This window comes from Gordonibacter sp. 28C (assembly GCF_003339845.1).
Lineage (GTDB): Bacteria > Actinomycetota > Coriobacteriia > Coriobacteriales > Eggerthellaceae > Gordonibacter.
The window spans coordinates 40,640-60,273 of sequence record NZ_PPTR01000012.1; the positions used below are offsets into that span (position 1 = coordinate 40,640).

Sequence of the window (19,634 nt, forward strand, 5' to 3'; positions counted from 1 at the left end):
GCTACTCAGCGTCCTTGTCCAGCAGGCCGCCGAACGCGCGGTTCAGCTCCTCGGCCGCCACGACGCGGTCGTCGAAGCTCAAAACCTGGTCGCCCACCAGCTGGTAGTCCTCGTGGCCCTTGCCCGCGATGAGCACGGAGTCGTCCGGCTGCGCGTGCTCGAGCGCCAGTGCGATGGCGGCGCGGCGGTCGGGCTCCACGGCGAAGCGGCCCTCGCCCGAGCCCATGCCGCCCACGATGTCGTCGATAATGGCCAGCGGATCCTCGTGGCGCGGGTTGTCGCTCGTCACCACGGCGTAATCGGCCGCGAGCGCGGCCTTCCCCATGATGGAGCGCTTGGACGCGTCGCGGTCGCCGCCGCAGCCGAACACGCAGATGGTGCGGCCGCGCGTGAGCGCCATGATGGACGCGAGCGCCTTCTCCAACGCGTCGGGGGTGTGCGCGTAGTCCACGAACACGCTCACGCCGCCGTCGCACGGCACGCTCACGCGCTCCAGGCGGCCCGGGATCTGCGGCGCCTCTTCCAGCGCCTCCACGATGACGCTCGGCGAGAAGCCCAGCTGAAGCCCTATGCCGAACGCGCACATGACGTTCTCGACGTTGAACCTGCCCACGAGCAGGTAGTCGAAACGGTAGCGGCTGCCGCGCACGTCCAGCTCCACGGCAGTGTGGGTGGGCGCGTATTGCACGTCCACGGGATGTATCTGCGCCGAGGCGTCGAAGCCCGTGGTGACGACGTTGTCCTCGTTCGTGGAGCAGCGGCGCAAGAGCTCCTTGCCCCACTTGTCGTCGATGCAGATGACGCGCTTGGCCGGGTAGTCCTTCGAGAACAGGCGCGCCTTGGCCTCGAAGTATGCCTCGAACGTGTGGTGGTAGTCCAGGTGGTCCTGCGTGAGGTTGGAGAACGCGGTCACGGCGAACGTCGCGCCCCAGGTGCGCTCCAGGTCGAGCGCGTGCGAGCTCACCTCCATGGCAACCACGTCGCAGCGCTCGTCGCGCATGCGCGCGAGCAGCTGCTGCAAATCGGGCGACTCGGGCGTCGTGTGGGCCGTCTTCTCCGCCGTGCCGCCGATGCGCACGCCCACGGTGCCGATGACGCCCGTGCGCTTGCCGGCCACGTGCGCGATGTGCTCCACGAGGTACGTGGTGGTGGTCTTGCCGTTCGTGCCGGTTATGCCCACGAGCGAGAAGTCCTTGGAAGGATGGTCGTAGAAGTTCGCCGACGCGGCGGCCATGGCCTTGCGCGTGTCCTTCACCACCACCTCGGTGATGTCGGTGGCGTCGGCCAGGTACACCTTGCGCTCGACCACGAGCACCTTGGCGCCCCGGTCGATGGCGTCCTGTGCGAACGAGTGGCCGTCGGCCGTCAGGCCCACGATGCAGAAGAACGCGTCGCCCGGCCGCACGCGGTCGCTGCGGTAGGCGATCCCGCCCACCTCCTCGTCGGCGTTTCCGATAACGGTGCAGTCTATTCCCGCGAACAAGTCGGTGCAGGTCTTCCCCATATCGCATCCTTACTTGGGTGAAATCTTGAAACGGTCTATGGCAGTTGACATTATATCCTTAAACACCGGCGTGACGATGGAACCGTATTCGGTCTCGTTGGCACCCACAAAACAAACCAATTGAGGGCCCGTCGAATCGGCGATGAAGCCGGTGAACGCCATGTTGTACACGCCCTTGCGGTAGCCTCCGTTCACGTCGTCGTATATCTCCGCCGTGGACGTCTTGCCCGCCACGTTGTAGCCCTCGATGGCGGCGTCCTTGCCCGTGCCGTCGGTCACGACGGTCTTCAGCATGTCGGTCATCTGGGAGATGGCCTTCTCGCTGTCGATGACCTTCTCGGTGGCGTACTCCATCGTCTCGCCGGTCTGCGGTTTGCTCATCAGGAAGTGCGGCGTGCACTCCACGCCGTCGTTGGCCAGGGCGCCGTAGAAGCGCGTCATCTGCATAGGCGTCACCGATATGCCCTGGCCGAAGGACATGTTGTAGGCGGTTACTTTGCTCAGATCGTCGAAAGGCACCATGTAGCCCAAGATGTCGGTGCCCTCCTCGCCCTCTCCGGGGAAGTCCACGCCCGTCTTCTCGTGCAGGTTGTACTTCAATATGTGCTCGTAGAACTTGTCGAAGCCCATGTTCTCGGTGGCCAGCGATATGCCGATGTTGGACGACTGGTCCATGATCTCTTGCAAGGTGTAGGTGGCATCGCCGCGGTCGTGCGCGTCGGTGATAGTGTAGCCGTCGGCCACGATTTCGCTCGGGCAGAACAGCGTGGTGTCGGGGGCCATGCTGCCCGTTTCCAAGATGGCCATGGCCGAGACCGATTTGAAGATGGAGCCCGGCTCGAACAGGTCCGTGACCGTTTTGAGCTCCGTCGCGCCCGCCTTGATGTTCTCGCGGTCGTTCGGATCGAGCAGCGGCAGCGAGGCGGCGGCGTATATCTCCCCCGTCTCGCCGTCCATGACCACGGCGCTGCCGCCGTTGGAGGTGAGGCCCTTCTCGTCGGCCAGCAGGCGGTCCTCCACGGACTGCTGCAGCTCTATGTCCAGCGATATCATGATGTCCTCGCCGTCCACGGCGGGCGTCTCCTCGTGCACGCCGCCGGGAATGGGCGTGCCGTCGCGGCCGCGCTCGGCCTCGTAGCGGCCGGCCGTGCCGGAAAGGATGTCGTCGTAGTAGTACTCGAGCCCGGTCAGGCCCTCGCCGTCGATGTCGGTCAGGCCGATGACCTGCGCGCCCACCCGCCCGTTGGGGTATTCGCGGCGCGATTCGCTAATGAAGTAGATGCCCTTGAGGTCGAGCGCGCGCACCTGGTCGGCCACGGCGGTGTCGGCTTTGCGCTTGATGAACGCGAACGTGGTGTTGTTGGCCGCGAGTGTGCTCTCGTAGTCGGCCGCTTCGCCGCCCAGCGCGCCGGCCAGGGCGGCCGCTGTGCCGCGTATGTCCTCCACCTCGGAGGGGTTCGCGTAGATGGTGGTGGCGTCCACGCTCACGGCGAGCACGGTGCCGTTGCGGTCGTAGATGGTGCCGCGCCTCGGCTCGATGTCGAAGCCCACCGTGCGCGCCTCCTCGGCTTGCGCCGAGTACGTCGGGGCAACGATGACCTGCAAGTACACCAGCCTCACCAAAAAAAGCGCCGCGATGACGGCGAAGAGGACGATGGGTATGAACGCGCGGCCCGACTCGGCCGGAAACGCGTCGCCCGCCGCACGCGGCGAACGCGCCGCGCCGGAGGGTCGTCCGCCGCGCGGCGTATGGGGCCGGCCCGCCACGCCGCTACTCCGCGGCGCCGGCGGCGATCTGCACGCTCTTGGAAAGCGACAGGTTTCCGGCGTCGTCGGTCGCGACGACGTCGGTGCCCAGGTCGATGACGCCCACCGTCTCGGGCGCGACCATCTTCAGGCCGGTCGCCTTCGTCTTCACGCTCGTGGGGTTGGAAAGCGAGCTTTGCAGCACCTCGAGGTTGCTGCCGCTGGAGCGCGCTTCGTCGATCTGGCTGGAAAGCTGCTGCGACTGCATCGAGGTGGCGACCGTGGCCGAGGCGATGGCGATGCGCGCGAAGCTCAGGAGCGCGGCCACCACGAGCACCACGGCAACCGTCTTCGCCAAGAACACGACGGTGGAGGGGATGGTCTGGGTGCCCGTGCCCTGGCCCGGCACGACGCGAACGCGCGGGCGCTCGGGGCGTTCGGGCACGCGCTCGGGATAGTTGTAGGAAAACGCCGGTGCTGCTCCTGCCATGACCAACCCCCTTTCTTCGTTTAAGTTGCGTGTTAGGTGGTCGCGGTGCCTCTTATGGGACGGCCGGAGCTGGGCTCCGGCCGGCTATGTCGGTTTCAGCGCTTTTGGGCCACGCGCAGCTTGGCGCTGCGGGCCCGGGGATTGCGCTCGACCTCCCCTGCCGTGGGCAGAAGCGGTTTGCGCGTGACCAGGTCGAGTATCGGCTTCTTTCCGCACATGCAGACCGGGAGGTCCGGCGGACAGGCGCACCGGTTCGCGAACGAGTTGAACGTCTCCTTCACAATGCGGTCCTCCAGCGAATGGTAGCTGATGACCACGAGGCGCCCGCCCGGATTGAGCCAGCGGACCGCTGCGTCGAGTCCTCGACGCAGCACGTCCAGCTCCGAGTTGACTTCTATCCGAAGCGCCTGAAACGTCCGTTTCGCCGGATGGCCCCCGGCGCGACGCGCCGAGGCCGGTATGGCGGCTTTGATGATGTCGACGAGCTGCTCGCTCGTTTCTATCCGCTCCATCTCCCGTGCCCGCACGACGAAATCCGCGATGCGGCTGGCCCATTTCTCGTCAGAGTACATACGGATGATCCGAGTGAGATCTGCTGCATTGTAGGTGTTGATGATCTCTGCTGCGGTTAGGGTGGTTTTCCCCGGATCCATCCGCATATCAAGGGGGCCGTTCTCCTTGAAGGAGAAGCCGCGAGACGGTGTGTCGATCTGCACCGAGGAAACGCCCAAGTCGAAGAGGAACGCATCGACCCCGGGCACTTCGGCGCTGACGAGCAGGTCGTCCATATCCCCGAAGTTGCCGCGCAGAAGCTCCAGATTGGGGCGTTGATCGTCGGGCAGTGCTTCGAGCCGGACGCGGGCGGCGGCGAGCGCCACCTCATCCTGGTCGATGCCGACGAGCGTGCCCCCCGGACCTACGAGCTTGGCCGCTTCGAGGGAATGCCCTGCACCGCCGAGTGTTGCGTCCACGAACGTTTGCTGTGGTTTGAGATTCGATTGTTCGAGGCACTCGGCGAGCAGAACCGGTGTATGCCGATATTCGCTTGTCACTTCGCTCACGTCTTACGATCAGCCGAACAGAACACCGAGGTCGGTGTCGTCGTCCTGCACCTCGTAACGCTTCGCGTCCCAGATCTCGAAGTAGCCCGTGTTGCCCACGACGACGACGTCCTTGTCGATGTCCGTCGCCTCGCGCGCCTCCGACGGGAGCATGATGCGTCCCGAGCCGTCCACCTCGACGTCCTTCGCGCGGGCCTTGAGCTTGCGGCGCAGGCGCACGTGCAGGTCGTTGGAAGAGTCGTACTTGCCGAACTTGTCCTCGAACACCTCCGCGACCCAGGCGTTGAAGCCACGGGGCTCGAAGACGTAGAGGCACTCGTCCTTCGGATTGCGGGTTACCACCAGATCGTTCGAAAGCACCTTGCGGAACTTCGCGGGCAGGGACATGCGGCCTTTGGCGTCGACCTTGAAACGGAACTCGCCGTTGAGGTCGACGACCTCGGTCGCCGCCTCCGTGCTCTCCGCTGTGTCGACGACGTCCGCCATGCCACCCTTTCGCATTCGGCCCACTCGGCCCTTTCGATGTTTGGCATTCTATCCCACTTCGCCCCACTTCGCAACATTTTTGGGGTATTCCGCCCCCTTTTCGGCATGGTGGAGCCCACCCGTTACCTTCTCGTTATTTGATTTCCGACGCACGGGAAAAAGGGGGTGCCATATGTGGGCAAAAAGGGGAATGCGCCCACAACATGTGGTTCGGGAAAACGCCGGGGGGCGAAGTGGGAGAATTTGTGACGCTTTCCCACCCCGCCCCACCGCCGGCCCCTCGGAACCGCCCCTTCAACCGTTCGTTCAACCGCCCTGTAGGGGCGCTTTCCAGAGTGCCTGCTCCCACGCAACCGGAAGCGGCGACCCCGCCCGAACGAGCGAGCAGCATCGCAGAAAAACGGCCACCGAAAAACGAACGAATGTTTCACGTGAAACTTTCCGCACCGAAACCGAACGGCGAACCGCGAACCCCCTCGTATCCCCGTAGGGGCGCTCTCCAGAGCGTCCGTTCCGGCAAAGCCGGAAAAAGCAGCCGCGGCCCGCGTTCTCGCGCTTCGCGCGAGCGGGCGCTCTGGAGAGCGCCCCTGCGGGAACGACCGTCGCGGCACGCCAAGCGAGGCGTTGCGTCGCCATACGCGGCTCGTTTTTTCATGATGAAATAATTATTCGATTTAGATTATTCCCAAACAAGAATATTTACGCGCGCGGGTGGGCGCTCAGGTACTCCTCGCGGATGTGGGTGCGGTTGACGTGGGTGTATATCTGCGTCGTCGAGATGTCGGAATGGCCCAGTATCTCCTGGATGACGCGCAGGTCGGCGCCGCCCTCCAGCATGTGGGTGGCGAACGAGTGGCGCAGCATGTGGGGGTGGAGGTTGTCCACGTCGATGAGCCGCCCCGCCTCGGCCACGATGGCGTGCACGCTCTGGCGCGTGAGGCGCCCTCCGCGCGCGTTCAGGAACACGGCCGCCGTGGGCTTGGCGTAGGGCTTCGTGAGCTCGGCGCGCGCATGCTCCAGGTAATCGACTATCGCCTCGAGCGCAGCGCCCGAGATGGGGGCGATGCGCTCCTTGTTCCCCTTGCCCACGATGCGCAGGTACCCCTCGTCGAGGATGCAATCGCCCAGGTCGAGCCCCGTGCACTCGCTCACGCGCAGCCCGCAGCCGTACAGCACCTCCAGTATGGCGCGGTTGCGCAGCTGCAGCGGCTCGCGGCCCGTGCAGGCCGACAGCATGGCGTCCACCTGCTTCACCGACAGCACGTCGGGCAGGCGCTCGGGGGGCTTGGGCAGCTGCAGCGTGTCGGTGGGGTTGCGGCCCGTGTAGCCCTCGCGCACGAGGAAGCGATGGAAGCCCTTGATCACCGACACGCGCCTATCCACGCTCGACGTGGCGTACTGGCGATCCACCAGGCTCGCCTCGTAGTCCACCACGGTGGCGCGGTCGATGTCCTCGGCCTCCTCCACGCCCCGCTTCTCCAGGAACGCGGCGTAGTCGCGCAGGTCCGTAGCGTACGCCGACACGGTGAGCGGCGACGAGCCCCGCTCAACGCGCAGGTGCGAGAGGTACTCCCCCATGAGCGCTCGCACGGCGTCCACGTCCACGCGCCTCCCGTCAACCCTTGTGCCGAACGGCGGCGGCCACGAAATCGCTGAACAGCGGATGCGGACGCGTGGGGCGGCTCTTGAACTCGGGGTGCCCCTGGCTGGCCACGAACCACGGGTGGTCGGGCAGCTCCACCATCTCCACCAAACGCTCGTTCGGCGAGATGCCGGATATCGTGAGGCCCGCCTCCACCAGCCGGTCGCGGTAGGCGTTGTTCACCTCGTAGCGATGGCGATGGCGCTCGTAGACGACCTCCTCGCCGTACGCGGCGAAGGCCTTGGTGTCGCGCACCACCTTGCAGGGGTAGGCGCCCAGGCGCATGGTGCCGCCCTTGTCCTCCACGTCCTCCTGCTCGGGCATGAGGTCGATCACGGGATGGGCCGCCTCCTCGTCGAACTCGGCCGAGGTCGCGCCCTCGAGGCCCGCCACGTGGCGGGCGAACTCGCACACCGCGGCCTGCAGGCCCAGGCAGATGCCCAGGTAAGGCACGTTGTTCTCGCGCGCGTAGCGGGCGGCGGCGATCTTGCCCTCGAAGGCCCGCTGCCCGAACCCGCCCGGCACGAGCACGCCGTCCATGCCGCCCAGCACGTCCGCCGCGCTGGCGTCGGTGAGCTCCTCGCCGTCTATCAGGTGAACGTCCACGTGGCAGCCGTGATGCACGCCCGCGTGCCCTAGCGCCTCGATGACCGATAGGTAGGCGTCGGGCAGGCTCACGTACTTGCCCACCACGGCCACGTCCACGTGCCCGTCGCAGCGGTGCGAGGCCTCCAGGAACGCCCGCATGGGAGACAGGTCGATCTCGCGCTCCTCCAGCCCCAGCCGCTCGAGCACCTTCGCGTCGAAGCCCTGGCCGTGCAGGCCGATGGGCACCTCGTAGATGGAGGGCGCGTCCGTGCAGGCCAGCACCTCTTCGGTGCGCACGTCGCAGAACAGCGCTATCTTCTCGCGCACCTTGTCGGTTATCTCGTGGTCGCTGCGGCACACGATGAAGTCGGGCTGCACGCCGATGGAGCGCAGCTCCTTCACGCTGTGTTGCGTGGGCTTCGTCTTCACCTCGTGGGCGGCCGCGATGTAGGGCACCAGGGTCACGTGCACGAACAGCACGTCGCCCAGGGGCTTCTCCTTCTTGAACTGGCGCGCGGCCTCGATGAACGGCAGCGACTCGATGTCGCCGATGGTGCCGCCTATCTCGGAGATGACGATGTCGGCGCTCGACTGCTCGGCTATGCGGCGCAAGCGCTCCTTGATGGCCTCGGTGACGTGCGGGATGACCTGCACGGTGCCGCCCAGAAAATCGCCGCGGCGCTCGCGCGCGATGAGGGTCTGGTAGATGGAGCCCTGCGTGAAGTTGGACTCACGCGACAGGTTCTCGTCGATGAAGCGCTCGTAGTGGCCCAGGTCCAGGTCGCCCTCGTGGCCGTCGTCGGTCACGAACACCTCGCCGTGCTGGAACGGGCTCATGGTGCCGGGGTCCACGTTCAGGTACGGGTCCATCTTCTGCATGGTCACCTTGTACCCGCGCGCCTTCAGCAGATGGCCGAGCGACGCGGCGGTGATGCCCTTGCCCAGCGACGAGACCACGCCTCCGGTCACGAAAATATGCTTGGCCATAAGCCGCTCCTTCTCGTCCGCCCGCGCCCCGCACAATAAAAAAGCGCTCGAGGAGCCGAACTTTATCGCTTCCCAAACGCTTGTCTATTCTACAATAGTCTTTTGGCGCTGCGCCCATGCAGCGCGCTAATTAACACACCGGAAACACCGTGCACGGAAGGAGCCCGAGGCCCATGCGCATCGGATTCGACAACGACCAGTACATCGCGCTGCAGGCAGAGCACATCCGCAACCGCATCGACCAGTTCGGCGGGAAGCTCTACCTGGAGTTCGGCGGCAAGCTCTTCGACGACTACCATGCCGCCCGCGTGCTGCCCGGTTTCGAGCCCGACTCCAAGATACGCATGCTGAAGAGCCTGGTGGACGACGCGGAGATCATCATCGCCATCAACGCGAACGACATCGAGAAGAGCAAGGTGCGCGGAGATCTGGGCATCACCTACGACGAGGACGTGCTGCGCCTCATGGACATCTTCCGCGGCATGGGCTTCGCCACCACGGGCGTGGTCATAACCCACTACACGAACCAGCCCTCGGCCGAGGCGTTCCGCAAGCGCCTGGAAAGCCTGGGGATCCGCAGCTACCTGCACTACCCCATCGCCGGCTACCCCTACGACATCGACCACATCGTGAGCGACGAGGGCTACGGGCGCAACGAGTACATCGAGACGACGCGCCCCCTGGTGGTGGTGACCGCCCCCGGCCCCGGCAGCGGCAAGATGGCCACCTGCCTGTCGCAGCTCTACCACGAGCACCAGCGCGGCGTGGCGGCCGGTTACGCGAAGTACGAGACGTTCCCCATCTGGAACCTGCCGCTGAAGCATCCGGTGAACATCGCCTACGAGGCGGCCACCGTGGATCTGGACGACGCGAACACCATCGACCCCTTCCACTTGGAGGCCTACGGCGAGACCACGGTGAACTACAACCGGGACGTTGAGATATTCCCCGTGCTGAAGGCCATGATGGAGCGCATCTCCGAAACGAGCCCGTACCAGTCGCCCACCGACATGGGCGTGAACATGGCCGGCAAGGCCATCGTGGACGACGAGGCCGTGCGCGAGGCCGCCAAGATGGAGATCGTGCGCCGCTACTTCCAGGCCGCCGTGGAAACGCGCCGCACCGGCGTGGGCCAGGAGCACGTGGAGAAGCTGGAGCTGCTGATGAACCAGGCCGGCGTGAACGCGAGCTTCTCGCCCGCGCGCTCGGCGGCGCTGCTGAAGGAGGAGACCACCGGCGGCCCGGTGGGCGCCATGATGCTGCCGGACGGCACCGTGGTGACGGGCAAGACGTCGTCGCTTTTGGGCGCGGCGTCGTCGCTGCTGATGAACGCGCTGAAGGGCGTGGCGGGCGTGGACGACGAGATAGACGTGATCAGCGACGAGGTCATCGAGCCCATCTGCCGCCTGAAAACCGACCAGCTGCACAGCCGCAACCCGCGCCTGCACTCCGATGAGACGCTCATCGCGCTGTCCATCAGCTCGGCCACCGACCCCTTGGCCGCCAAGCTTGTGGACCACATCGACGATTTGCGCGGCTGCGACGCGTTCTTCTCGGTCATCATCTCGTCCACCGACGAGAAGCTCTACCGCACGCTGGGCATCAACATATGCTGCGAGCCCAAGTACGAGCAGCATCGGTACTACCACAAGTAAGGCGCACAGCGTGTGCGGAAAAGCCCCTCGCGAGGGGCCTTTCCGCCATCGATAAGAAGCTCACCGCCTCCCCCGTCTGTTTCCCGTGATCGCCGCACTCGGTTTAACTATATCGTTGACGATATAGTTATTTGGTACGATAATGTCTAAAAAGCCGGAAGGAGCGAACCGACATGCTGAGTACGAAAGACGCCGCACAGCGCTTGGGAGTATCCGAACCAAGGGTGCGTGCGTTGTTGAACAGCCAGCTTCTCGACGGAACTAAAATCGGTCGCACGTGGGCGGTTTCCGAGCAATCGGTGGAAAAGCGCCTGCGCAGCAACCCTACGTCGGGGCGTCCGAAAAAAGGGAGCACCGCCCTCTCGGAACCATGTTCGCACGATATCGAGCACGCCCGGCACCTGTACCGCGAGTGCCGCGAAACGCTGTCGGGCATGTTCAACTCCGCCTTCCTCGATCAGGCAGAAAGCAAGGAGGAAGAGGACTTTTACGTAACCGTGTCGACGTTCTTCCTGCAGAAAAAGCAGCTCGAGCTCATAGAGCAAGGCGTGTTCTAGTGGCCGCCGCGCCACCCTACATCTTGTTTGCCGGAGTGAACGGCGCCGGAAAATCGACGTTGTTCAAATCGGGACTATGGGAACGCTCCACCCTCGTGCCCGACATGCCTCGCATCAACTCCGACGAGATACTGGTTGCGCATGGATGGGACTGGAACGATCACGCGGCACAGCTTCGCGCCGGAAGAGAGGCGGTCCATCTCATACGCACCTGCTTGGCTGAGAAAATCCCTTTCAACCAGGAAAGCACGTTGACCGGGCACGGCATCATGCGTACCGTGGCGTCGGCCAAACGACAGGGTTTTCATATCGTCCTTTATTACGTAGGGATAGAGGACCCCGAGATAGCGAATAAGCGAATCGAACGACGCGTCCAGTTCGGAGGGCACGGCGTCGACCCCGAAACCGTCAGGAAACGCGCTCGGGCATCCCTCGACAATCTGGTGAAAGCCGTGCCGCTCTGCCATGAGGTTTTCCTTTTCGACAACACCTACTTGCTTAAGCCCGTTGCCCGCATTGCCCAAGGAGACCTCGTGCGCTACGAGATGGAAGGTCTCGACGTGTCATGGCCCGACACCCTCATGCGCCGGCTCATCGCTGCGTCCGATCGCGAGCTTTCTCCGCGATCTGCGGACGGAACATAAGAGGCGCGGACGAAGCAAGGAGGCACTGGAAGCGGCGAGCCGTAGGCGCAGAGTCGAGGGGCCTTCGAGAACGAAAGACCCCCTTGGCCGAAGATTCTTCGACTCGCTTCGCTCGCTCAGAATGGCAAGGAGTGTCCTAATCGGGGACTGTCCCCATTTAGGACACTTTGCGCCGTTACGCCGCAGAGACTATCCAGATCATAGAGCCATAGGTGAAGCCGGTGTCGCCGGCGGCGAGGACGGCGTTTAGCAGGGTCTTCATGCCGAAGTCGGTGAAAGTGCCGTGCCACGTGAGCTGGGTGCCCGTGTCGCCGGCGGCCAGGATGACCGGGCGGTCAAACGACACCTCCAAGCCCAGCGGCGTGAAGCGGGCGTCGCTCACGAACGTGGTGGCCCCGCCCTCGGTGGTGAGCGACCACGAGCCGCCCGGAAGGTCCATGTCCGCGCGCTTGAGCCGCGCGCCAGTAATGGCCACCGCGCGCTCAGAGCGGTTGGCCACCATGACGGGGATGGTGGCGGAGTTGGGATCGTCCTGCCCCAGCATCATGGATACTGACGAGGGAATGGTGATGTTGACCTGGGCGGCCTCTTCCTCGGCCAAATTCACAGCATCGTCGGACTCGGTGGAAACGTCTTCTGCGGACTCGGCATTGGGATCGGCCCCAAGCGTGGAATCAACGTCTTCGAGGTTGCCCGAGCCGTCCTCGACTTCGTCGCTGGCGGCGGGATCTCGCTCGTCATCTGCAAGGTCGGGGTCGGTCACGTCGGCATCGGGATCGACCGCAGCGGGGTCGTCCTCGAGGTCGGGCGCCGGAGCGTCGGGGTTCACGAGGATGCGAGCGTCGGCGGCCCAGTTGTAGGCGAGCACGTTCTCGTCGGTTCCGCGATAGGCGGTTTCAACCGGCTCGGCAGGAGCCTCCTTGAAGCCGAACAGCTCATCGGCCTTGGCATCGTCCGCGATGGCGAAATCGTCCGGCAGTTCCACGAGTTTCGGACAGTCGAAGAACAGGCGCGCGAGGTCCTTGGCCGAGACGGGCACGTTCGCCACCTCTTCGAGGTTCGTGCACCCCTCGAACCAATTGGCCAAGCTCGGAGGTTCCACAGCATCGGCAAACACGACGCGCTTGATGTCGCCAGCCACGCCCGCAGCAAGCCAGGGAACGTCCTCGACGCGCTCGAACGCCTGCGTGTCGCCGACGCCGTCCACGACGAACGTGCCATCGTCCCAAAGCTCCGCAACCACCGTCGTGGCATCGTCCTTGCCGATGGGCCACGCGTTCTCGTAGTTGGAAACAACAGGAACCACGGGAACGACAGGCTCGGGCTTCGGCTCAATTGGCGCAGGGAGGTTCGAAGGCGCTTCGACCACGACGTTCTCAACGTCGTCAACCGACGTCTTCGAAACCTCAGACTCTTCCACTGTTTCGAGAACAGCTGCATCTTTCTCAGAAGCAGCAAACGAAAGCGGTCCCGGCCACAGCAATCCCACCACCAGCAAGACGCAGAACAGCAAAGCCGCGCCCCGAAGAGGTACGGCTTTGCATATACAGTCAGAATGTCTTTCGCGTCTCGTCAAAAGAAACCATGATTTCTCTCAAACAGCCACGTTTCAACTACGCTTGCGACACTACCCACGTAATTTTGAAAAGATCGAGATTCGCGGTAAGGGGACTGCTACCAAGAAGATCTTTGCTGAGAGGGCCCATGGAGCCATCCAGCGTCAGATCAATGCCATCTCCCACAGTCCAGTTTAGGGGAATATCCCCGGCTTTCGAGACATCAATAAAATTAGCTTCGGCACCGTTTTTCAAAGTCATCCACATTTGGTTCGTGGTAAGCGACGTGCCGTCCGCAGGTTTCTCAGTAAGTAACAAATTACTGGCTGGCGAAGCAATTGTGGCTTTTTCAACCGCTATCTCAATCGCCTTATTGTTATTTGTTATCGAAATACCCGTGGTTGGCATTTGCACACCAGCCGTCTTGTCAATCGTAACAGGCAACTCCGTTGGAACCGTAACATCAATTTGCAAAGCGGAGCTGTCCTTATTTAGCGTCACTTTACTTTCAGTCGCGCCAAACGCCGCCCCCGCGCACAAGCCCGTCAGCATAGTTGCTGCGCACACGCCAACGATTCCCTTTTTGATGTAATTGAACCGACTCGTCTTCTCCATGATCCTTTTCCTTTCATGATGTGCCATTACGTTGTCTGACATGCTCTCGTATCTCTCGTCGAAGGCCCCTTAGCCTTCGATACGCAACGTGATTTTTGCGGCCACTTGGCCAGTCTGCTTGTGAGTCTCCCTGTCATAACCGGTGAAAGTGGCCACAGCCGCATAATCGCCGGGTTCAAGGTCCCTTGACAGTTTTATGCTTTGAATATGCTGATCAGGGGCGATGGCTCCCGACTCGTATATCGTCTCACCAGTACCCTCAAGTGTGATGGTCACTTTCTGATCCACCGGGTTCGCAGCGATGTTCTCGATGCGGGCCTCTCCCTCGGACGCGCCGTCGGGGAACACGATGACGGCGGCGATGGAGATGTTCATCATGCCCTTCGCCACTTCCTCGTTCAGGGCGGCCTGGATCTCCTCTTTGGACTTGCCCTCGAACTGGCCTTGCGCGGCGTTCGAGTCGAACCAGTCCTCCACGGCCGGCTGCTGCGTCAAAACGACGCCGGCAACCACGGCGGCGGCCACGGCCACCACGGCCACGAGCGCGGCGAAGGCGTGCTTGGACATGCCGAGTATCTTGCCGGTTTTCTTGGCTACCTCGGTCGCGGTATTCGCATTGGTTGAATGGGTGTCAGAAGCTCCGGTTGCGGAGGTCTGTTCGACAGATGCCGAATCAGAAGAAGCACTCGAGCCCTGTTTCTGTGCAACACCATCGACGGCGTTTTCGCCATCAGTTTGGTGCGGAGGAACATTCGGTTCAGTGTCGTCTACTGGAAGGCTCTGCATGCTCTGACTGTCTTGCTCGCTCATACGTAATAACTCCTAGACTATAAGCTCACCAGCCGAAACAGGTGAACTTAGTAAGCTAAGATACGCCAGGGGGGGGGGCAAGTCAACCGAAAACAGCTATACAGATTATTCTATTTTTGGTATATATGCGGTAGCAAATTCCCAGTAAACACGTGTATTTATCGGTTTTATACATTTAGAAGAACACGCGCGCGGCGTGCTCGTAGAAGCCCTCTCGTTGATAGCGCAGCAGCACCGTAGGGGCGTCTCCCCGGCGGATGTAGACGCGCCGCACGGGGCGGTCGAAGTCCAACAGCTCGCCGTCGACGAACAGCGTGGCCTCGCGCGTTTCGGCGTTATGGGACAGGTCCATCTCCACCACGTCGTTGGAAGCCGTGACGATGGCGCGCGAGTGCAGCGTGTGCGGCGCGAGCGGCACCACCACGAGCCCCGTGAAGCCCGGCGACACGAGCGGCCCACCGGCCGAGAGGGCGTAGGCCGTCGAGCCCGTGGCCGTGGCCACCACCAGGCCGTCGCCGCGCATGTCGGCGATGTGCGCGCCCGACACGCCCAAGCCGAAGTCGATGATGCGCCCGTGCGCGCCGCGGGTGACGGCCAGCTCGTTGAGGGCGAAGAACGTGCGGAGGGGCGCGGCGGCATCGGACGGCGTTGCAGGGGATCCTTCGACTCGCTTCGCTCGCTCAGGATGACAGGAGGGGGCGATGTCGCTGCGCTCAGGATGACAGTCCCCATCGTCGCCCCAGGGATCGGGCTCGCCTTCGCACACCACGTCGATCTGCAGGTTCGTGCGCTGCTCGGCCACCACGTCGCCGGCGAGCGCGGCGGCCATCGCGGACACGACGCCCTCATCGCTCGTGTTCGCCAGAAAACCCAGACGGCCGAAGTTTATCCCCAAGATGGGAACGCCCGTCGTGCCGATCTGGCGCGCGGTGCGCAGGATGGTGCCGTCGCCACCCAGCACCACGGCCATCTCCACCCCGGAGGCCAGCGCCGCGTTCAGCTCCTCATGGTCGCCCCGGCACGACAGGTCCGACGAGTCGACCAGCGTGTAGCCCGCGCCCTGCGTGGCCAGGTACGTGGCCAGCAGCAGCGACGCGTCCACGGCCCTCGAGTTGGAATTATTGCGTACGATGAGGATGTGCATGAAGGTCTTCTTTCCCGGTTTGCTATGATGGGCCATTATATCCGATGCACCGGAAAGCGTCCGTCCATGTCCGACAAGCTCGCACGAGCTCAACATACGCGCGTTGCCGAGCCGACACCAGCCCCTTCGCCCTCTCCCGAGAAGCGCCTCGCGCCCTCGCACGCGCGTGCGGCCGACCCCGGCTCCACGTCGGAGATCCGCGTGGGCGGGCGGCACGCGGGCTTGGACCGCACGGTCATCGCGGCCGCCGTGGCGCAGCAGGTGGTGCCGCGTCCGGAGCCCCGGCTCGACCCCGCCAGCGCTAAGGCCCGCCTGCGCGCCGCCGCTCCGGGCGAGACCTCCGAGATACGCATAGGCGGCAGCCACGCGGGCGTCGACCGCACCACTCCCCCGCGCGACCCCTTCGAGCCGCAGACGCCCGACCCGCACGCCGTGCGCGAAGCCGTCGCAGATCCCGGCTCCACCGCCGAGATCAAGGTGGTGGGCCGCCACACCGGCGTCGACAAGACGCTCGTGCGCGCCGCGCAGACCGAGCCCGAGGACACGACGGCGGCCGTGGGGTCGTCGGCGGCGCTCATGAGCGTGTGCGTCATGCTCTCGCGCATCACCGGCTTCGCCCGCACCTGGGTCATGGCCTTCGCGCTGGGATCCACGCTGCTTTCGAGCTCCTACCAAGTGGCGAACAACCTGCCGAACCAACTCTACGAGCTGGTGGTGGGCGGCATGCTGGTCACGGCGTTTCTGCCCGTGTACATGTCGGTTAAGAAGAAGCTGGGGCGCGACGCCTCCAACCGCTACGCGTCGAACCTGCTCACCATCGTGGTGCTGTTCCTGGGCATTGTCTCGGCGCTGTGCATAGCGTTCCCCAGCGTGGCCATCTACACGCAGAGCTTCTACTCCGACCAAAACGAGATGACGCAGTCGGTGTTCTTCTTCCAGTTCTTCGCCATCCAGATCGTGATGTACGGCGCTACCGCCATCGTGTCGGGGCTGCTCAACGCGAACCGCGACTACCTGTGGTCGTCCATCGCGCCGGTGGCGAACAACGTCATCGTCATTGCGACGTTCGTGCTGTACGCCGTCGTGGCGCCTCAGAACCAAGAGCTCGCACTCTACATCATCGCGTTCGGCAACCCGCTGGGCGTGTTCGTGCAGTTGGCCATACAGTTGCCGGCGCTCAAGAAGAACGGCATCCGCATACGCCCGCGCATCGATTTCCGCGACCCCGCCCTGCGCGAGACGGTGGCCATCGGCGTGCCCGCCGTGTTCGTCATGCTGTGCTCGCTCATCGTGGTGTCCGTGCAGAGCGCAGCCTCTTACAGCTTCGCCGACAACGGGCCGTCCATCCTGCTGTACGCGCGCCAGTGGTTCACGCTCCCTTACGCGTTTTTGGCCGTGCCCATCACCACGGCCATGTTCACCGAGCTGGCCGACATGCAGGCCGAGGGCAACACAGAAGGCGTGAAACGCGGCATCGTGGGAGGAACGAACCAGATACTGTTCTTCATGATCCCCTTCGCCCTGTACCTGATGGTGTTCGCCCTGCCACTGGTGTCGCTGTACCATGCGGGCGCGTTCACCATGGAGAACGTCTCGTCCATCGCCACGTACATGGCGGTGCTGGCGTTCGCCCTGCCGGTGTACGGCGTGAACACGTACCTGCAGAAGATATTCTCCAGCTTGCGCAAGATGGGCGTGTTCGCGGCCTTCAACTTCGTGGCCGGCGCGGTGCAGATCGCGCTCACCATGTTCGGAGCCTCGAACGTCGATCGCTTCCCCATCGAGATCATCGCCGTGGCCGAGGTGCTGTTCTACGTGGTGGCGGACGTGTGCCTGTTCGCGTACCTGCGCGGGCGCCTGGGGCCGTTCGGGCTGAGGTCGGTGGTGAAGGCCGTCCTGGCCGGCATCGTGTTCGGCGGTCTGGGCGCGGCGCTAGGCGGCGGCGTGCTGTACGCCCTGACCACGTTCGTGGCACCCTTGTCGGGCTCCATCCCGCAGGCGCTGGCCTACGTGGTGGCCGGCGGCATGGTGGCGCTGGTCGTGACGTTCGGCCTGGCCATCAAGCTGCATGTGCCCGAGGCCGCGTTCGTGAGTTCCATCGCCGGCAAAGTCGCCGGAAGGCTGGGGCGCGGATAGGAGCTCCGACCTCCCCTAAAACGCGCAAGGCGCAGAGGATTACACCCGGCAGAGCGCAAAGGAAACAACCATGGAGCAGAATCGAGACCATGCGGACATCCTCAAGAGAGTAGCCCAGGATATTCTCTCGGGCGACATCGACGGAGCAGGCGCGCTGATCGAAAGGGAGTATCCATTCGAACCCATTGCGCCGCAAAAGCGAGCGAGTTCGGCGGGTCGAATAATTCGCGTTGCCATTCGCGACGGATTCATCGATAGATACTCGGGGAAGAAGCTCGTCAACCCGGGCTTCTTGCGCTCGCTGAGCGCTCTTTTACCCGAGGTATTCCCTTTCACTTCGCATTGAAGCATGAGAGAAACGCATGCCGCCTATTGGGAGCTCACCCCGACGCTCGACCATGTGGAGCCCATCGCCCGGGGAGGAAAGGACATCGAGGAGAACATCGTCGCCACCTCCATGATGAACAACTCGATCAAGTCGAATTGGCTGTTGTCCGAAATGAATGGCTGGCACCTGCACAAACCAGGGGACGTCGAGAACTGGGACGGGCTCAGCGCCGTTTTCCTTAAACTCGCCGAGGCGCATCCGAGCTTGCTAGACAACCAAACCATCCGAAGCTATCACCGGGCGACGGCGAAACACCTGCCCGAACGACTTCTTACGGCCTAAGGTCCGGCGCCTTGCCCTAGCTTTCGCGTTTACGCGCTGCCAGCGCGGCTCCTAATGCGACGACTCCCGCTGCACCGACCGCGAGGCCGATCGGACTCCCGGCGTCGCCGGTGGCGGCGAGCTTCGAGGGGGCCGGCAGGTACTTCGAGGTCTTCGCCGCCGAAGCCGTTGCGGCGTTGCCGCCCGACGGTTGCGCAGGGGTCGGCGTAGGCTGCGGAGCCGGCTCGGGCAGCTTCTCGAACTGGGCCGCCACCGTGACGTTCTGCGTTATGTACGAGAAGTCGCGGTCCCATCCGGTAAAGCGGTAGCCCTCGGGCGCGGACACGTCGGGCGCGGCTGCCGCGCCGAACAGCGGCACCGTCTGGGTATCGAGCACCTGCCCGTCCCAACCGACGAACGTGACCGTGCGCGTGGCCGTTATGAGGAACGAGCCGTCGTCTTGCAACGTGCCCACGCGCTCGCCGTCTTCCATGATGGCGGTGTCGCCGCCGTTCACGAACAGGTTGTTCACCGCCAAGAGCTCCGAGAGCCGGGTCGCCCCGAACGGCGCCACGATGGTGTTGAACGTCTGCTGCCCGCCTACCGAGTACCCCACTATGCTGAGGGGCGAGCCGAGGGGGATGCGCGAGAGGTCGAGCGTGCCGCCGAAATGCGTGATGGTGCCCAGCGAAGAGGCGGGATCGAGCACGAGCGTTCCGCCCGCCCAGATGGACACGGCGGGTGCGCCGCCTGCGAGCACCACGGTGGCCGACGGGAGCACCTCGAGGGGTTGCTGAACCGCGCCGAGCGTCACCGCGCCCTCTCCGCTCACCCCCGCGTTGCGCACCATGTTCCACGCACCCACCTCGTTGCCGGACCCCGCGAGGCGCAACCCCGTGGTTCCCGCCATCGTAAGCGTGTCGATGCGCACGTTCGAGCCGACGTCGAGGTAGTTCACTCCCGCCGCCACGCTCACGTCGCCCGTCGAACCCGAAGACGGGTCGGCCATGCCGACGATGGCAACGCCGTTGGCCGTGACCGACAGCGTCGAGCCGTCCCACGCATACGCGTCGCTCGGCCCCTCCACGTCGAAGGGCCCTGCCGGAGCCGCCAGCGCCCGCCCCGGAGCGAAGGTGCACAGCGCGACGAGAGCCGCGCAAACGAGGCTTGCGAGCGCAAACGAACGTGCAGTCGCGGGCGACACGGCCGCTTTCGGGCATCGGGGAGGAACGACGGTTTCGGCGGAATCGGCGGGAACGGCAGAACGGGCGGACATGGTGAAGCTCCTATCGCATCGGTTTGATGCGACGAGCCTATCACCGGCGCGCGTCCGCTCAGCCGTTCCGTTACCGACCTTCACCCAA

The 19,634-nt window shown here is 64.1% G+C and carries 18 protein-coding genes; 6 read left to right on the plus strand and 12 right to left on the minus strand.

Annotated features, from left to right (window positions below):
• Position 1: 1 nt before the first annotated feature.
• From C1878_RS13185 to C1878_RS13215, 7 genes are all read right to left on the minus strand, one after another.
• Positions 2 to 1,504: a UDP-N-acetylmuramoyl-L-alanyl-D-glutamate--2,6-diaminopimelate ligase gene (locus tag C1878_RS13185; protein ID WP_114602073.1), complete on the minus strand. Its 1,503-nt coding sequence runs from the start codon at positions 1,502 to 1,504 to the stop codon at positions 2 to 4.
• A 9-nt stretch (positions 1,505 to 1,513) separates the two neighbouring features.
• On the minus strand, positions 1,514 to 3,271 hold the full coding sequence (locus C1878_RS13190; RefSeq protein ID WP_114602074.1) for a penicillin-binding protein 2: 1,758 nt from the start codon (positions 3,269 to 3,271) through the stop codon (positions 1,514 to 1,516).
• 4 nt (positions 3,272 to 3,275) lie between these two features.
• Positions 3,276 to 3,740 (minus strand): cell division protein FtsL, encoded by a 465-nt coding sequence (locus tag C1878_RS13195; RefSeq protein WP_114602075.1) that lies wholly within the window; start codon positions 3,738 to 3,740, stop codon positions 3,276 to 3,278.
• 95 nt (positions 3,741 to 3,835) lie between these two features.
• Positions 3,836 to 4,792, minus strand: a complete 957-nt coding sequence (gene rsmH / locus C1878_RS13200; RefSeq protein ID WP_114602076.1) for a 16S rRNA (cytosine(1402)-N(4))-methyltransferase RsmH — start codon at positions 4,790 to 4,792, stop codon at positions 3,836 to 3,838.
• Positions 4,793 to 4,810: 18 nt separating this feature from the next.
• On the minus strand, positions 4,811 to 5,287 hold the full coding sequence (locus C1878_RS13205; protein ID WP_114602077.1) for a division/cell wall cluster transcriptional repressor MraZ: 477 nt from the start codon (positions 5,285 to 5,287) through the stop codon (positions 4,811 to 4,813).
• Between the two features lie 699 nt (positions 5,288 to 5,986).
• Positions 5,987 to 6,865: a site-specific tyrosine recombinase XerD gene (gene xerD / locus C1878_RS13210; protein ID WP_114602135.1), complete on the minus strand. Its 879-nt coding sequence runs from the start codon at positions 6,863 to 6,865 to the stop codon at positions 5,987 to 5,989.
• A gap of 37 nt (positions 6,866 to 6,902) precedes the next feature.
• Positions 6,903 to 8,504 (minus strand): CTP synthase, encoded by a 1,602-nt coding sequence (locus C1878_RS13215; RefSeq protein WP_114602078.1) that lies wholly within the window; start codon positions 8,502 to 8,504, stop codon positions 6,903 to 6,905.
• A gap of 173 nt (positions 8,505 to 8,677) precedes the next feature.
• Here C1878_RS13215 and C1878_RS13220 point away from each other — a divergent pair, with 173 nt between their 5' ends.
• The 3 genes from C1878_RS13220 to C1878_RS13230 all read left to right on the plus strand — a co-directional run bounded on the left by C1878_RS13220 (position 8,678) and on the right by C1878_RS13230 (position 11,360).
• Entirely contained in the window at positions 8,678 to 10,159 is a 1,482-nt protein-coding gene (locus tag C1878_RS13220) for a DUF1846 domain-containing protein (RefSeq protein WP_114602079.1), read from the plus strand.
• Positions 10,160 to 10,332: 173 nt separating this feature from the next.
• Entirely contained in the window at positions 10,333 to 10,716 is a 384-nt protein-coding gene (locus tag C1878_RS13225) for a helix-turn-helix domain-containing protein (protein WP_114602080.1), read from the plus strand.
• Entirely contained in the window at positions 10,716 to 11,360 is a 645-nt protein-coding gene (locus C1878_RS13230) for an AAA family ATPase (protein WP_114602081.1), read from the plus strand. The genes C1878_RS13225 and C1878_RS13230 overlap by 1 nt, the downstream gene beginning before the upstream one ends.
• A 175-nt stretch (positions 11,361 to 11,535) precedes the next feature.
• On the opposite strand, the gene C1878_RS13235 is transcribed toward C1878_RS13230, so the two are convergent.
• The 4 genes from C1878_RS13235 to C1878_RS13250 form a co-directional block, all read right to left on the minus strand.
• Positions 11,536 to 12,780, minus strand: a complete 1,245-nt coding sequence (locus tag C1878_RS13235; RefSeq protein WP_241963748.1) for a hypothetical protein — start codon at positions 12,778 to 12,780, stop codon at positions 11,536 to 11,538.
• A 193-nt stretch (positions 12,781 to 12,973) separates the two neighbouring features.
• Positions 12,974 to 13,531 (minus strand): hypothetical protein, encoded by a 558-nt coding sequence (locus tag C1878_RS13240; RefSeq protein WP_114602082.1) that lies wholly within the window; start codon positions 13,529 to 13,531, stop codon positions 12,974 to 12,976.
• A 69-nt stretch (positions 13,532 to 13,600) separates the two neighbouring features.
• Positions 13,601 to 14,341 (minus strand): hypothetical protein, encoded by a 741-nt coding sequence (locus C1878_RS13245; RefSeq protein WP_114602083.1) that lies wholly within the window; start codon positions 14,339 to 14,341, stop codon positions 13,601 to 13,603.
• A gap of 175 nt (positions 14,342 to 14,516) precedes the next feature.
• Positions 14,517 to 15,485 carry an NAD(+)/NADH kinase gene (locus tag C1878_RS13250; protein WP_114602084.1) on the minus strand — a complete coding sequence of 323 codons (969 nt, stop codon included), beginning with the start codon at positions 15,483 to 15,485 and terminating at the stop codon, positions 14,517 to 14,519.
• Positions 15,486 to 15,551: 66 nt separating this feature from the next.
• Here C1878_RS13250 and C1878_RS13255 point away from each other — a divergent pair, with 66 nt between their 5' ends.
• From C1878_RS13255 to C1878_RS13265, 3 genes are all read left to right on the plus strand, one after another.
• A complete protein-coding gene (locus C1878_RS13255; protein ID WP_114602085.1) occupies positions 15,552 to 17,621 on the plus strand; it encodes a lipid II flippase MurJ in 2,070 nt (689 codons plus the stop codon).
• Between the two features lie 70 nt (positions 17,622 to 17,691).
• Positions 17,692 to 17,967, plus strand: a complete 276-nt coding sequence (locus tag C1878_RS13260) for a hypothetical protein (protein ID WP_114602086.1) — start codon at positions 17,692 to 17,694, stop codon at positions 17,965 to 17,967.
• A gap of 3 nt (positions 17,968 to 17,970) precedes the next feature.
• The gene (locus tag C1878_RS13265; protein WP_114602087.1) at positions 17,971 to 18,291 is read left to right on the plus strand and encodes an HNH endonuclease; all 321 of its coding nucleotides are present in this window, start codon (positions 17,971 to 17,973) and stop codon (positions 18,289 to 18,291) included.
• Between the two features lie 16 nt (positions 18,292 to 18,307).
• On the opposite strand, the gene C1878_RS13270 is transcribed toward C1878_RS13265, so the two are convergent.
• Positions 18,308 to 19,546, minus strand: a complete 1,239-nt coding sequence (locus C1878_RS13270; RefSeq protein WP_114602088.1) for an LPXTG cell wall anchor domain-containing protein — start codon at positions 19,544 to 19,546, stop codon at positions 18,308 to 18,310.
• Positions 19,547 to 19,634: the final 88 nt, after the last annotated feature.

Bases quoted from the DNA above. Each gene is read 5' to 3' on its own strand.
- C1878_RS13185 (WP_114602073.1), bottom strand. From the start codon at position 1,504: ATGGGGAAGACCTGCACCGACTTGTTCGCGGGAATAGACTGCACCGTT.
- C1878_RS13195 (WP_114602075.1), bottom strand. From the start codon at position 3,740: ATGGCAGGAGCAGCACCGGCGTTTTCCTACAACTATCCCGAGCGCGTG.
- C1878_RS13205 (WP_114602077.1), bottom strand. From the start codon at position 5,287: ATGGCGGACGTCGTCGACACAGCGGAGAGCACGGAGGCGGCGACCGAG.
- xerD (WP_114602135.1), bottom strand. From the start codon at position 6,865: ATGGGGGAGTACCTCTCGCACCTGCGCGTTGAGCGGGGCTCGTCGCCG.
- C1878_RS13215 (WP_114602078.1), bottom strand. From the start codon at position 8,504: ATGGCCAAGCATATTTTCGTGACCGGAGGCGTGGTCTCGTCGCTGGGC.
- C1878_RS13220 (WP_114602079.1), top strand. From the start codon at position 8,678: ATGCGCATCGGATTCGACAACGACCAGTACATCGCGCTGCAGGCAGAG.
- C1878_RS13225 (WP_114602080.1), top strand. From the start codon at position 10,333: ATGCTGAGTACGAAAGACGCCGCACAGCGCTTGGGAGTATCCGAACCA.
- C1878_RS13240 (WP_114602082.1), bottom strand. From the start codon at position 13,531: ATGGAGAAGACGAGTCGGTTCAATTACATCAAAAAGGGAATCGTTGGC.
- C1878_RS13245 (WP_114602083.1), bottom strand. From the start codon at position 14,341: ATGAGCGAGCAAGACAGTCAGAGCATGCAGAGCCTTCCAGTAGACGAC.
- C1878_RS13250 (WP_114602084.1), bottom strand. From the start codon at position 15,485: ATGCACATCCTCATCGTACGCAATAATTCCAACTCGAGGGCCGTGGAC.
- C1878_RS13255 (WP_114602085.1), top strand. From the start codon at position 15,552: ATGTCCGACAAGCTCGCACGAGCTCAACATACGCGCGTTGCCGAGCCG.
- C1878_RS13260 (WP_114602086.1), top strand. From the start codon at position 17,692: ATGGAGCAGAATCGAGACCATGCGGACATCCTCAAGAGAGTAGCCCAG.
- C1878_RS13265 (WP_114602087.1), top strand. From the start codon at position 17,971: ATGAGAGAAACGCATGCCGCCTATTGGGAGCTCACCCCGACGCTCGAC.
- C1878_RS13270 (WP_114602088.1), bottom strand. From the start codon at position 19,546: ATGTCCGCCCGTTCTGCCGTTCCCGCCGATTCCGCCGAAACCGTCGTT.